Origin of the sequence: Streptomyces synnematoformans, from assembly GCF_039531005.1 — a bacterium.
Taxonomy (GTDB): domain Bacteria; phylum Actinomycetota; class Actinomycetes; order Streptomycetales; family Streptomycetaceae; genus Streptomyces; species Streptomyces synnematoformans.
The window spans coordinates 1-12,962 of record NZ_BAAAPF010000023.1; the positions used below are offsets into that span (position 1 = coordinate 1).

A 12,962-nucleotide genomic window follows, 5' to 3' on the forward strand; every position below is an offset into this window, starting at 1 on the left:
CCCGTCGCCGGAAGCCCCGTCCCCGGGCGCACCGGCGTCCGGCGCGCCGGCGCCGGTGCGGCGGCCGAGCAGGACGCGCACGGCGGCACCGCCGGCGGCCAGCACGAGGACGGTGCCGGCCAGCGTCAGCGCGTACCCGTTGTCGAAGCCCGCCACCGCCGTCTCCAGCAGCGGCCGGGAGCCGTCCGGCGGCAGTCCGGCGGCGACGGCGCGGGCCTCGTCGAGGCTGTCCGCCGCCCGGCCGGGGACCCCGGCGGGGAGGTCGACGGTGGCGGTGTAGACGGCGGTCATGGCGCTGCCCAGGACCGCGACGCCGGTGAGGCTGCCCAACTCGTACGAGACCTCCTCGACCGACGACGCCATCCCGGCCCGGTGCGGCGGGGCGCCGCCGATGATCGCGGCGGAGGCCGCGGTCATGACCGTGCCGAGCCCGAGGCCCGCCAGGACCGTGCCGGGGACGATCCACCCCGCGGCGTGCCCGGCGGCCAGCAGCGGGCCGGCGCCCGGGGTGAGCAGGAGCGTCAGCGCGACGCCGAGGGCGCCGAGGAGCAGGCCGCCGCCGACGAGGCGCCGCACCGGCACGCGGTGGACGAGGGCGCCGGCGACGATGCCGGCCGGGAGCGCGCCGAGCGCGGAGGTGGCGACCAGCAGCCCGGCGTGCAGCGGGCTGAGGCCGAGCACGAGCTGGAGACGCTGGGCGAGGACCAGTTCGATGCCGGCGGTGGCGAACATCGAGAGCCCCGCGCCGAGCACGCCGGCGAGGAGCCGGCGGTTGCGGAAGAGCGCGAAGTCGATCAGCGGGTACGTGCGGGTGCGCTGGCGGCGTACGAAGACGGTGAAGCCCGCCGCGGAGACCAGCAGCGCCACGGCGATGTGCAGCGGGTCGGGCGCCGGCCGCGCGCCTTCCTTGATCGCGTAGACGAGGCCCACCAGACCGGCCATGACCTGCGCGGAGGCCACCGGGTCCCACGGCCGGTCCCGGCTGCCGGAGCCGCCGGGCGCGAACACCGCGGTCGCGGCGAGCGCCGCCAGCACGACGGGGACGTTGACGAGGAAGACCGAGCCCCACCAGAAGTGGTCGAGCAGCAGTCCGCCCGCGACGGGCCCGAGCGCGGCGCCGACGACGGCGATCGTGCCCCAGATGCCGATCGCGATGCCGCGCTCGCGCTCGTCCTCGAAGGTGAGCCGGATCAGCGCGAGCGTCGCGGGCATCATCGCCGCCGCGCCGACCGCGAGCAGGGCGCGGGCGCCGATCAGCACCGCCGCCGAGGGGGCGAACGCGGCCAGCGTGGAGGCGGTTCCGAAGACGACGAGCCCGACGAGGAACATGCGCTTGTGGCCGACGCGGTCGCCGAGCGTGCCGGCGCCCAGCAGCAGCCCGGCCATCACCAGCGGGTAGGCGTTGATGATCCAGAGCTTCGACGAGGCGTCGGCGTGCAGGTCGGCGGTGAGGGTGGGCAGCGCGGTGTAGAGGATCGTCATGTCGAGCGAGATGAGCAGCAGTCCCGCCGAGACGGTGGCGAGCACCCACCAGCGTCGCGCCATGATCATCGGGCACCTTGCCTTCCGCGTGTGTGCGTACGCGCCCGGGGCTCAGGGCGCCGGGTCGGTGAGCGCGGCGAGCCGGTCCCGCACCGCCTCGGCCACGCCCGGGGCGAGCGCCGTCTGCGCGGTGGCGTGGAACAGCCACAGCCCGTCCGCCGCCAGCCGGGCCAGGAACAGGTCGACGGCCTCCGGGTCCGGGTCGGGGCCGGGCGGCTCCGGCGCCCAGCGGTCCGCGAACTCGTCCCAGATCCGCGCCAGCTCCGGCCGGGTCGCCGACGCGACCATGAAGGCGAAGTCCGCCCGCCCGCCGCCCTGGCCGCAGCACCGCACGTAGGCGGCGGCCCGCTCGCGGGCGGTGGCCTCCTCGAACGGCTTGCCCAGCGCGGCGCGCAGGTCCCGGTCCAGCGCCTCGGTCAGGTGCCGCTGGATCGCCGCCAGCAGCGCGTCCCGGGTGGGGAAGTGGTACATCAGCCCGGGCTTGGTCAGCCCGGCCTCGGCGGCGGCGGCGTCGAGCGTGAGGGCGGTGACGCCCGCCCGCTCGACCACGCGGACGGCCGCTTCGAGGATCTGGTGGCGGGAGCTGGGTCGCATACCCGGTAACTTTACCATCCGGAAGGTAAAGTTACGATCGAGCCGGGAACCCCGGGGCCGCGCCGGATGTGAAGGACGGTGACGAGCCCGGGGGACAATGGCCGCCGGGGGACGTGGGACGGCGTGAGCGGACGGAGCGGGATGGCGCGGGCGACAACAGACGGACCGGGTGGTTTCGCCTACACCGATGCCGACGCGGAGAAGCGGCGCGGCGTGCGCCGGATGAAGACCACCGCCACCGGCCTGCTGCTGCTGGCCGCCGTGGTCTTCACCCTCGCCCGCTGGGCGCAGCACAACGGCGCCGGCGCCTGGTCGGGCTACGTCGCCGCGGCGGCGGAGGCGGGCATGGTGGGCGCGCTGGCGGACTGGTTCGCGGTCACCGCGCTCTTCAAGCGGCCCCTCCGCCTGCCCATCCCGCACACCGCGATCATCCCCACCAAGAAGGACCAGCTCGGCCGGAGCCTCGGCGACTTCGTCGGCGAGAACTTCCTCTCCGCTGAGGTGGTGCGCGGCCGGCTGCACGCCCTCGGCCTCGGCAGCCGCGTCGGCGGCTGGCTCGCCGAACCCGCCAACGCCGACCGCGTCACCGCCGAGGCGTCGACCGCGCTGCGCGGCGCGCTGGCCGTCCTGCGGGACAACGACGTCCAGGCCGTCGTCGGCGAGGCCATCAACCGCCGCGCCGCCGCGCTGGAGGTCGGTCCCGGGCTCGGCAAGCTGCTGGAGAAGGTCGTCGCGGACGGCGGCCACCGCCGCGTCGTCGACATGGTCTGCGAGCGCGCCGAGAACTGGCTGATCCTCAACGGCCCCTCGGTCGTCGGCGCCGTCGCCGGCGGCGCGCCCGGCTGGACCCCCAAGTTCGTCGACCGCCGGGTCGGCGAGCGGGTCTACAAGGAACTGCTGCGGTTCATCGGCGAGATGCGCGAGTCCCCGGAGCACCCGGCGCGCGGCGCGCTCGACCGGTTCCTCACCGACTTCGCCGCCGACCTGCAGGGCGACACCGCGACCCGGGCGCGCGTCGAGCGGCTCAAGGGCGAGGTCCTGGCCCGCGACGAGGTGCAGGACTTCATCGCCTCGGCCTGGACGTCGCTCCGCGGCATGATCGTCGGTGCGGCGGAGGACGAGCGCAGCGAGCTGCGGCTGCGGGCGCGGGCCGCGCTGCTGTCGTTCGGGCAGCGGATGGCCGCGGACGAGCGGCTGCAGGCGAAGGTCGACGGCTGGGCGGAGGACGTCGCGACGCACGTGGTGACGACGTACCAGCACCAGATCACCTCGCTGATCACGGACACGGTGGCGGGCTGGGACGCGGACCACACGTCGCGGAAGATCGAGGCGCACATCGGGCGGGACCTGCAGTTCATCCGCATCAACGGCACGGTGGTGGGCGCGCTCGCGGGCCTGGTCATCTACACCGTGTACCGGGCGATCGCGGGCTGAGCCGGGGCACAGACCGCGCCGGACCCGGGTGGGCGTGAGGGCAGCAGACGCCTCCGTCGTCGATCCCGGTGTTCATGTTGACATCCTCCTCTCCCTGAAGGGAGGGGATTCCTGGCTCAGGCTGCCTCGGGGAGCGGCGCTCCCGGGGGTCTTACGCCCTCGGCACCAGCCGGGTTGAGACCAGCCCGGACGAGCATCACGCGGGCGGAGTTCTTGTCCCTGGGGGACACGGTTCCGCACGCGGTGCAGGTGTAGGTACGTTCCGAAAGAGGAAGTGCGTGCTTGGTTCTCGCTCCGCACGACGCGCAGTCCATGGTGGTGTGCGCGGGGTGCACGAGGCGGACGTCCCGCCCGTGCTTGCGGCCCATCTCGATCAGGGCCGTCTTGGTTGCGCCGATCGCGGCGTCGGCCGCTTTGCGGGCCATGGTGGTCTTCGCGAGGAACTTGGGCCGGAAGTCCTCGACCGCGAGCGCGTCATGGTCACGGACGACGCGCTTGGCCCACTTGCGGGCGGTGTCCTGCCGCTGCCGGGCGATCTTCGCGTAGGTCTTCGCGCGCCACTTCTTTGCCTCGCGATATCCCTTCGATCCGGTCTGGCCCTTCATCGGCTTGCGGCGGGCCATCATCCGGTCGTACCGGGTCAGCTTGGTCTGTGCCTTCTTCCCTTGCTGCGCGTGGGGGAGGTCATGCGCGTCGGATGTGGTGGTGGCGGTCTCCTTCACGCCCCAGTCGATCCCGATCACGCGGCGGGTCTGCGGGAGTGGCTGAACCTGTGTGGGTACGACGAACGAGCAGTACCAGTGCCCCACCGCGTCCTGGTAGACGCGGACCGAGGACGGCTTGGCGGGCAGGTCGCGGGACCACACCACGGTGAGCGCGATGTTCCCGGCGAGGTGGAGGCGGCCGTCCCTCAGACGGAAGCCACGCCGGGTGTAGTTCAGCGACGGCAGCGCGTCGCGCTTCCGCTTTACCTTGGGCATCCCGGCCCGGCGCCGCATCGGGAGCCGGTTTTTGATGTCCTTCAGGGCCTTGGCGCGGGACTTGCCGAAGTCGCGGATGGTCTGCTGCTGCGGCACCGAGGATCCCTGACGCAGCCACGCCATGGCGGTGCGGGCCTCGGTCAGCATCTTGTCGAGACGGGCCGGGCCGCACTTCTCGTCCTCGGAGTGTGCTCTGCGGGAGCGGGCCACGCTCTCGTTCCAGAGCCACCGGCAGCGCGCCCACTCGGCTTCCAGGCCGATACGGGCGGTCGACGGCACGCGCAGCCGGTAGGTGTACCGGGCGTGCCCGGCATTCTCCGCCTGTTGTTTCGCTGTCGTCACGACGTCAAACATATGTCAAATCCCTGCATTCGAGCAACTACAGTGGCGGCATGGATGAAGAGAAGCGCATCACGGTCCGGCTCCCCCTCGAACTCCACGAACGTCTCGCCGCACTCGCGAAGCGAGACCGCAGGTCAGTCAACAGCGAGATCGTCCACCTCCTGGAAGTCGCGCTCACCGGTCGTCCGGCAGACACCGAATCGCCCTGACGGCGATGCGGCCACCTCCGCCCCGTTCCGCAGGAGTCCGATTCCTCCCCGGCTTGACGCTCGAGCCCCTCAGAGGAACCCGGTGATGTACCGGCTCTTCACCGACCACGACCGCCTGGACCGCCGCAGAACGCACCCTCCTCTATCGCCTCCCGGGTCCACGGGCTGAACAGGGTCTTGCGGACCAAACGGCGATCAACGGAAGATCGATCGACCGCGGAGAGGGGAGTCGTCAAATGAAGCTGCTGCGTGTCGGACCGGCGGGAAGCGAGCGCCCGGCCCTGCTGGACGCCGGAGGGACCCTGCGGGACCTCTCCGGGGTCGTGTCCGACGTGGACGGAGCGCTGCTGTCCGACGCCTCCGCGCTCGCCCGGGTACGGGACGCCGCCGCGGCCGGCGACCTGCCGGCCCTCGACGCCGACGGGCTGCGGACCGGCCCGCCGCTGGCCCGCATCGGCAAGATCGTGTGCATCGGGCTGAACTACCACGACCACGCCACCGAGACCGGCGCGGCCATCCCCGCGGAGCCGATCCTCTTCATGAAGGCCCCGGACACGGTGGTGGGGCCCGAGGACACGGTGCTCGTGCCGCGCGGCAGCGAGAAGACGGACTGGGAGGTGGAGCTGGCGGTGGTCATCGGCCGCACCGCCCGCTACCTGGAGTCCGACGCGGACGCGCTGGCCGCCGTCGCCGGCTACGCGGTGGCGCACGACGTCTCCGAGCGCGCGTTCCAGCTGGAGCGGGGCGGCCAGTGGGACAAGGGCAAGAACTGCGAGACGTTCAACCCGCTGGGCCCGTGGCTGGTGACGGCCGACGAGGTGCCGGACCCGCAGGCCCTGGGGCTGCGGCTGTGGGTGAACGGCGAGAAGCGGCAGGACGGCACGACGGCGGACCAGATCTTCCCGGTCGCCCAGGTGGTCCGGTATCTGAGCCGGTTCATGACGCTGTACCCGGGCGACGTCATCAACACCGGCACGCCGGCGGGCGTCGCGATGGGCATGCCGGAGCCGAAGCCGTACCTGCGGGCGGGCGACGTGGTGGAGCTGGAGATCGACGGCCTGGGCCGGCAGCGCCAGGAGTTCAAGGCCGCGTAGCGCGGCGGCCGGGCGCGCGGCGGCCGGCGGCCGCGGTCAGTCCTTGAGCAGTTCCCGCACCGCCGGGGCCAGGGCGCGGAACGCCTTGCCGCGGTGGCTGATCGCGTTCTTCTCCGCCGGGGTCAGCTCCGCGCACGTACGCTCCTCGCCGAGCGGCTGCAGGATCGGGTCGTACCCGAAGCCGCCGCTGCCCGCCGGCTCGTACCGCAGCGTGCCCGCCAGCCGCCCCTCCGCGACCCGCTCCGTGCCGTCCGGCAGCGCGAGCGCCGCGGCGCACGCGAAGTGCGCGGCGCGGTGCTCGGGGCCGACGTCGGCGAGCTGGGCGAGGAGCAGGGCGAGGTTCGCTGCGTCCACGTCGGCACCACCGTGGCGGCCGGACCAGCGGGCGGAGAAGATGCCGGGCGCGCCGCCGAGTACGTCGACGCAGAGCCCGGAGTCGTCGGCGACCGCGGGCAGCCCGGTGGCCCGCGCCAGCGCGTGCGCTTTGAGCAGGGCGTTCTCTGCGAAGGTCACGCCGGTCTCGGGCACGTCCGGCGCGTCGGGGAAGGCGTCGGTGCCGAGGAGCCGGGCGGCGACGCCCGCCGCGCCGAGGATGGCGCGCAGCTCGGTGACCTTGCCCTCATTGCGGGTGGCGAGGACGAGGCGGTCCGCGGTCACGGCGAGCACACGTTCGTCAGCTCGCCGGCGGCGTCGCCGACCGGCTGGAAGTCGGGGACCTCGCCGCGGTCGGCGGCCTGCTGGGCGTTGTCGACGGCCCGCTGCATGTCGTCGACGGCCTTGCCGACGTCGCCGTCGTCGGTCTTGTCGCCGAAGTCGTTGAGGCTCCGCTCGATCTCGTCGAGCGCGTCCGCGGCGGCCTGCGGGTCCTCGCCCGCGCCGGAGACGGCCTCCTGCAGCCGGTCGGCGTCGGCCGCGACCTCGGTGGCGAGCTGCGCGCAGTCTATGGCCTTGCTGACCGCGTCACACGCGCCGGTGAACGCCACCGCGGCGGCCCCCGCCGCCAGCGCGACGCCGGCGCGCGTCCAGCGCTTCTTCCCCTTCACCGGTCTCCCTCCAGTGCCTCGCGCTGCAGCCCGTCCAGCTGCGCGCAGCCGCCGACCGCGAGGTCGAGCAGCGCGTCGAGTTCGGCCCGGGCGAAGGGCTCCCCCTCCGCCGTGCCCTGCACCTCGACGAAACGGCCGTCGCCGGTGCAGACGACGTTCATGTCGGTCTCCGCCCGCACGTCCTCCTCGTAGCAGAGGTCGAGCAGTGGTACGGAGCCTACGATGCCGACGCTGACGGCGGCCACGGTGCCGGTCAGCGGGGTCGCCCTGGACTTGATCAGCTTGTTGCGCCGCCCCCACGCGACGGCGTCGGCGAGGGCCACGTACGCTCCGGTGATGGCGGCGGTACGGGTGCCGCCGTCGGCCTGGAGGACGTCGCAGTCGAGGACGACGGTGTTCTCGCCGAGGGCCTTGAAGTCGATGACGGCCCGCAGCGAACGGCCGATGAGCCGGGAGATCTCGTGCGTCCGCCCGCCGATCTTGCCGCGTACGGACTCCCGGTCCCCCCGGGTGTTCGTGGACCGCGGCAGCATCGCGTACTCCGCGGTGACCCAGCCCTCGCCGCTGCCCTTGCGCCAGCGCGGCACGCCCTCGGTGAAGCTGGCGGTGCACAGCACCCGGGTGTCGCCGAAGGAGATCAGCACGGACCCCTCCGCGTGCATGCTCCAGCCGCGTTCCAGCGCCACCGGGCGCAGCTCGGCGGGGGTACGACCGTCGAAGCGGGAGGAGCCGGCGAAGGGCTCGGGAGTAGGCATGGCCCCGACCCTATCGGGCACACCTGAAGCCGCTCGCCCCCGTCCCCGCCCGATACTCGTTCAGCCTGCTCACGTCGTCCGGAGAGCACCGGCCGGCGCTCCAGGGCACCCGATGACATGCGTCGCCGCATGGCGAAAGGCTTCGGCCTCCGTCGAGAAAGAACCGCAACCGCGCACACAGGTGCTCTGCGCCGCAGCGGCTCAGCTCCACGTTGCGTGACTGGCCCGGCTCCTCCCGGAGCAGGGCTGATTCATTCTCCATTTGACCATGAGGGCTCGCAGGTCACAGCGGCATGACGATCCATCAGGACAAGTCCGCGAGCGCAACGAAGCTCCGACGATCAGGGGGACCGCCAAGTCACCCGAGCCGCCGGAGCCTCGATGTGTCGCCAGTCTGCCACCGTGTGCCTGATCAAGTCGCCCGCCCCCGAGCAGCGCGCTGCGGACGGCATCGCTGAGCGGCTGGCCGCCCTGCCTGACCCGCGATGCCGCCGTGGCCGCCGCCACTCCCTGGTCACGGTGCTGTTGACCTGCTGCTGCGCCGTGCTGACCGGAGCGCGCTCCCTGCGCGCGATCGGCCAGTGGGCCCGCAACGCTCCCCAGGACACCCTCGCCCGGCTCGACGCCCGCTGCCGGGGCTCTCTCGGCGTGCGCGCCGCTCCCTCAACCTCCACACTGGGCCGCGTACTGGCTGCTGTGTGCCCCGGTGGGCTCGCCGAACTGCTCGGATGCGACCCCGCCGGTGTGAATCCTGATCGGGTTTGCTGATCGGTTTCGGTTGTTTTTCCGGTTTCGGGCAGGGGCGGGTGCCGGGTGGCCGGTCCGGTGGCGGGGTCTTCGAGGTCCTTCGGGTCGTGGGCGGGCAGTCGGTCCGGCTGGTCAGGTGCGCAGGCGGTGGCCGACGGTCGTCCAGAGGTTCTCCAGTGCTCCCGGCCAGGGCCACCGGTCGGGGAAGTGCCAGGTCAGGGTGCGTGCACCGGTGGCGAGGCGGGCGGGGACGGCGATCAGGTGGCGGCGGAGGGTGCCGGTGCGGGCCCTGGCGTGGAAGGTGGAGGCCAGGGCGCCGAGCGCGCGGGTGAGGTTGTGAGCGAGGGTGGCAAGGGTGAGCCAGGCCGCGTTCGCGGTGAACTTCCCCGACGGCAAGTGACCCAGGGCGGAATCCTCCAGGTCGGCGAAGACCTGCTCGATGATGGCATGCCGGCGATGGGTGGCCTCGGCTTCGACGAGGCCGAGCGCGGTGTCGGTGAACACGGCGTGGAAGCGGTGGGTGGTGAACAACTCGCCCTGCCCGTCGGGGATATGAGCCTGACCGAGCCGCTTGACGCGGCGGACCAGGAGCCGGGCCGTGACGTGGTACTTCTGCGGCTTGCCGGTGAAGGCGGTGTATGCGGTCTGGGCGACCCCGGCGTCGGAGACCCACCGCTGCTCGTCCTGGTCGAAGACCGCGTCCGTGTACTTGATCGCCGTCCATGCGGTGGGGTCGATGGCGGCGATCGTGGTGCGGACCTTCTTGCGCTGGGCGATCGTGAAGGAGAAGCGCACCCGAAGACGGCGGCAGGCGGCCACGGTCTTGTGGGAGCAGAACGCGGAATCGCCTCGCACGATGATCTGGCCCGTCGCGCCCATGGCCCGGACCGTGTTGACCGCCTCGGCGATCAGATGGGCGGCGCCCTTGGCGGAGCCGGCCGAGCCCTTGCGCAGCCGCGAGGCCACGATGACCGGCGCGGCGATCGGGGTGGAGGCGGTCACGATCTGGAAGTGCAGCCCGCGCTGTCGGGTGTAGCCGAAGGCGGCGCCTTGCTTGGCGTAGCCGTGGACGGGCTTCACCTTCCAGTCGATGTCCAGGAATATCACCTGGTGCGCGCCGGGCAGCAGCCCGCAGTGCCGACCAGGTTCGCCGTGAACGCCTCGGTGGCGGACTCCAGTTGACGCACATGGCCCCAGGTGAAGGCACGCAGGAACGTACCCAGCGTTGAGGGGGCGCGTATGCCGCCGAACGCGCGGGACATCGCTCCATGCCGCAGCACATCCACATCATCGATGCTGTCCGCCCCTGGCCAGCATGCCCGCCACCAGCGACATCACCTTCGCATCCGGCGCCATGCCCGCACCGTTCGCGGCCCCGGCGAGGCGAACCCTGTCACGGACCAGCCCGGACAGTCCACACCGCTCGGCCAGCCGCGCCCCAGCCGCCAGGCCGCCGTACGCGATCAGATTCGAGTCATCGGCCGCCGCGAACGTCGCCGCGGCCGTATGGGAAGATTTCACTTACGAGGTGCCTTGCTGATTGGTGCCGATGGAATCGTGAAGAACTCCCATCACCCCAGCTCAGCGGGCACCTCCTCTATACCCAGGGCCACCCGAACTGATCGTCACCCGGTGGATCCAGGATCACACGATGGATCCAGGCTGAGATTACGGAACACGATCCATAACATCCAGGCAACTAAATTTCAGATTACCGCCTACACAGTCACATACCATAGATCATTGGCAGAAAATCCTCCAGAATTCAGCGTGCGGAGCCGGTCAAAATTCCCGTAGACCTCTACGAGAGTTTCGCTTGAGCACTCCAGTTCCACGTCGTCCAGGCCGTCCACGACTACCGAAACGATCTCACCTTCCGGACGTTTCACACCGGGAGCCTTCTGGATTAGAGCGAAGGGAAATGCGACTGACACCAGGGCGACGACGTGGGTCTCATCGACAATGCGAAGCCAGTTTTCTCCTGCGCTTTCATCCCAGTCGATCCTGACTTGAGGACCGCTTGCGATCAGAGCAGCAGACGCGCGGGCAGCCTCAGGCGACCAGGTAGACACTCCGCGCGAAGCGCGCCGGAGCGTCGCATCGATGTCAATCATTGCGGACTCCCTGGGGTCCCGTGAACGAACCCACTCTTCGTTCGATAGACATTAATCCAGCTTGTTGGCGTACCGTCACCCAAGTATCCTACGGGGCCATTGGCGACAGGAACCTTGGCCTTGTTGCCCACCCATAGGCCAAATTCATCTGCATACGCAGCCGCATCGAGAGTAGCCTTACCAGAGTTTACGTGAAACCCGAACTGACTCTTTCCTGCAGTCCCGTTTACATGGGGATCCATACCCGTCGAGTCGAGAGTATACCTTCCATTTGTTAGTTGCCCATGGCGATTGACCGTGATCTTCGGCGGACCGCACGGATTACTGTTGTGTACGAGGACAGGTGTCTGTCCTGCCACAACATAGTACGTGTGCTACGCGACCCCTCTCTATCTGCGTATTCGCAGATCAGCGGTGGTTTCGGGTTCCGCTGGTGTCCGTGGTTGTGCGGGAGAATCCGTGGGTGTTGCCGTCGCTACTGCCGTCAGGAGCCCGGGGCGCACGGTGGTGCTGCCGCTGGCCGCTGTCGGCGCAGGGGGACTACTGCCAGGCCCCGGGCTCGGCACGGAGTACGGATCGGACGGGCTGCTCGTAGTCCTGGTAACCGGTGGCGGCGCAGTGTTCAGCGATCCAACGCGTCAGCTCGTCCGGGGTGTGTAGGGGCCGGAGTTGGCACCGCAGTTGTGGCCTTCGCCGGTGACGCACTCCGCCGTGACGGTCGGCAGGGCCAAGGTATCGGGGACGGTGGTCACGTGGTTCTCGCGGAATCGAAAGCGGCCACGGGCAGTCCTGCGGGAAGGTGCGCCAGCGTTCGTGGGGTCAGACATCGTCGTCCGCTTCCTCTTCCTCCTGCGGGCCTGGGAGGCGTTGCCCGCGCGAGTCGGCGACCCGGATGCGTCGGAGAGGGCTTCGGTCAACCGGCGGGCCAGCCAGCGGTATTCGGTGGCCGTCAGGATCTTCGCTCCGAGGGCTAAGGACCAGCAGACCGGGGAGGTCGCCACCGACCGGGAGACCGGCACATCGCTGTACACCGTGACCGTGATGCTCATGGAGGACGGCCGGGCCGAGGTCCTAAAGATCACGGTTCCTGAGACGGGCCTCGCGGCAGGGCTGAAGCCGGGCGTGATGGTGCGGCCGGTGGAGCTGTTTGCCACCCCGTGGGCGCGGATCTTCAACGGTCAGCTCTCCGACGGCGTCGCCCGCCTGAGCTGGTCGCGGCGGAGGCCCTTGCCTCCGAGCGGCGCATCGCTCTCCCCACCGAATGCCTCCGCTCCCTCCGCGAGCACCGCGCACGACAGGACGACGAGCGAGCGGCTGCGGGGCCCGACTGGCGGGACGCCGGCCTCGTCTTCACCACACCGACCGGCGGCCCCCTGGACCCCGCGAACCTCACCCGCCGCTTCCGCGCCCTCCTCGACCGCGCCGGCCTGCGCCGGATCCGCTTCCACGACCTCAGACACTCCACAGCCACCCTGCTCCTGGAGCAGGGTGTCGACCTCGTCGTGATCAAGGAGCTGCTGGGCCACGCCCACATCGGCGTCACCGCGACCGTCTACGCCCATGTCCGGCTGCACCTCCAGAGGCAGGCCATCGACACCCTGGGTGACGCCCTCAACCCGACCGACGACGCCCCCGACGACCCACCCGCCGCAGCCGTCATCCGCTGACGTTGCCGTCACCGTTGCCGTCAAAACTCACAGCAGCCCCGCCAGAAACAAATTCTGGCGGGGCTGCTGGATTTTCGCTCACGAGTTTTGACGCAAATATTTCTCTAGGATCCTGCCGACGTCACTCGCACCCTTCCTGGCACTCAAGAACTCATCAAGCTCCGCGAAGAGCACCTCTACAGCACGCTCATCCTCTGTCGCTGACAGGTTACTTCCTGACGGATGCAACGAAGCGTCGACATCGGCCAGCTTGAGAATCAATCCTGCCCACGTGAGATTGGCTTCACATCCCAGCTTTAGAGCAAGCCATTCGCGAAATCCGATGAGAAGTCCCCAGGAATTTCCAGCGTCACAGCCATTCACGAAGGCGGACGCCTCCCGGAATGTTCCACCCAGTCCGTAGTTACCGGGTCGACGTCTGACGTCGGCAAACATGGTTCG

At 70.6% G+C, this 12,962-nt stretch carries 13 protein-coding genes and 2 pseudogenes; 5 read left to right on the forward strand and 10 right to left on the reverse strand.

Annotated features, from left to right (window positions below; translation table 11 throughout):
- Together ABD317_RS06885 and ABD317_RS06890 are read right to left on the reverse strand one after the other, a co-directional pair.
- Positions 1–1,551, reverse strand: a 1,551-nt coding sequence (locus ABD317_RS06885; protein ID WP_344288859.1) for an MFS transporter, incomplete at its 3' end; no start/stop codon positions are given.
- Between the two features lie 42 nt (positions 1,552–1,593).
- Entirely contained in the window at positions 1,594–2,136 is a 543-nt protein-coding gene (locus ABD317_RS06890) for a TetR family transcriptional regulator (protein WP_027754300.1), read from the reverse strand.
- 141 nt (positions 2,137–2,277) lie between these two features.
- On the opposite strand from ABD317_RS06890, the gene ABD317_RS06895 reads away from it, so the two are divergent.
- Positions 2,278–3,570, forward strand: a complete 1,293-nt coding sequence (locus tag ABD317_RS06895; protein WP_344288862.1) for a DUF445 domain-containing protein — start codon at positions 2,278–2,280, stop codon at positions 3,568–3,570.
- 116 nt (positions 3,571–3,686) lie between these two features.
- Here the strand turns inward: ABD317_RS06895 and ABD317_RS06900 are convergent, their stop codons facing one another.
- On the reverse strand, positions 3,687–4,904 hold the full coding sequence (locus ABD317_RS06900; protein WP_344288864.1) for an RNA-guided endonuclease InsQ/TnpB family protein: 1,218 nt from the start codon (positions 4,902–4,904) through the stop codon (positions 3,687–3,689).
- 38 nt (positions 4,905–4,942) lie between these two features.
- Here ABD317_RS06900 and ABD317_RS06905 point away from each other — a divergent pair, with 38 nt between their 5' ends.
- The gene (locus ABD317_RS06905) at positions 4,943–5,101 is read left to right on the forward strand and encodes an Arc family DNA-binding protein (RefSeq protein ID WP_078627634.1); all 159 of its coding nucleotides are present in this window, start codon (positions 4,943–4,945) and stop codon (positions 5,099–5,101) included.
- 236 nt (positions 5,102–5,337) lie between these two features.
- Entirely contained in the window at positions 5,338–6,195 is an 858-nt protein-coding gene (locus ABD317_RS06910) for a fumarylacetoacetate hydrolase family protein (protein ID WP_344288866.1), read from the forward strand.
- A gap of 36 nt (positions 6,196–6,231) precedes the next feature.
- Here the strand turns inward: ABD317_RS06910 and rdgB are convergent, their stop codons facing one another.
- The 3 genes from rdgB to rph are packed head-to-tail and all read right to left on the reverse strand — an operon-like array spanning position 6,232 to position 7,993.
- Positions 6,232–6,852, reverse strand: a complete 621-nt coding sequence (rdgB, locus tag ABD317_RS06915; RefSeq protein ID WP_344288868.1) for an RdgB/HAM1 family non-canonical purine NTP pyrophosphatase — start codon at positions 6,850–6,852, stop codon at positions 6,232–6,234.
- Positions 6,849–7,238: a hypothetical protein gene (locus ABD317_RS06920; RefSeq protein WP_344288870.1), complete on the reverse strand. Its 390-nt coding sequence runs from the start codon at positions 7,236–7,238 to the stop codon at positions 6,849–6,851. Before ABD317_RS06920 ends, rdgB begins: the two co-directional genes overlap by 4 nt.
- Positions 7,235–7,993: a ribonuclease PH gene (gene rph / locus ABD317_RS06925; protein WP_027754306.1), complete on the reverse strand. Its 759-nt coding sequence runs from the start codon at positions 7,991–7,993 to the stop codon at positions 7,235–7,237. The genes ABD317_RS06920 and rph overlap by 4 nt, the downstream gene beginning before the upstream one ends.
- A 402-nt stretch (positions 7,994–8,395) precedes the next feature.
- Here rph and ABD317_RS06930 point away from each other — a divergent pair, with 402 nt between their 5' ends.
- On the forward strand, positions 8,396–8,761 hold the full coding sequence (locus ABD317_RS06930; protein WP_344288873.1) for a transposase family protein: 366 nt from the start codon (positions 8,396–8,398) through the stop codon (positions 8,759–8,761).
- A gap of 111 nt (positions 8,762–8,872) precedes the next feature.
- Here ABD317_RS06930 and ABD317_RS06935 read toward each other — a convergent pair.
- From ABD317_RS06935 to ABD317_RS06945, 3 genes and pseudogenes are all read right to left on the reverse strand, one after another.
- A pseudogene (locus tag ABD317_RS06935) lies at positions 8,873–10,261 on the reverse strand (IS1380 family transposase).
- Positions 10,262–10,458: 197 nt separating this feature from the next.
- Positions 10,459–10,854: a hypothetical protein gene (locus tag ABD317_RS06940; protein WP_344288876.1), complete on the reverse strand. Its 396-nt coding sequence runs from the start codon at positions 10,852–10,854 to the stop codon at positions 10,459–10,461.
- A gap of 638 nt (positions 10,855–11,492) precedes the next feature.
- Positions 11,493–11,903, reverse strand: coding sequence for a hypothetical protein (locus ABD317_RS06945; protein ID WP_344288878.1), 411 nt, complete (start codon positions 11,901–11,903; stop codon positions 11,493–11,495).
- A 117-nt stretch (positions 11,904–12,020) separates the two neighbouring features.
- Here ABD317_RS06945 and ABD317_RS06950 point away from each other — a divergent pair.
- Positions 12,021–12,521: pseudogene (locus ABD317_RS06950) on the forward strand (tyrosine-type recombinase/integrase); the annotation flags it as partial.
- A gap of 78 nt (positions 12,522–12,599) precedes the next feature.
- On the opposite strand, the gene ABD317_RS06955 reads toward ABD317_RS06950, so the two are convergent.
- Positions 12,600–12,956 carry a hypothetical protein gene (locus ABD317_RS06955; RefSeq protein WP_344288880.1) on the reverse strand — a complete coding sequence of 119 codons (357 nt, stop codon included), beginning with the start codon at positions 12,954–12,956 and terminating at the stop codon, positions 12,600–12,602.
- Between the last annotated feature and the right edge of the window lie 6 nt (positions 12,957–12,962).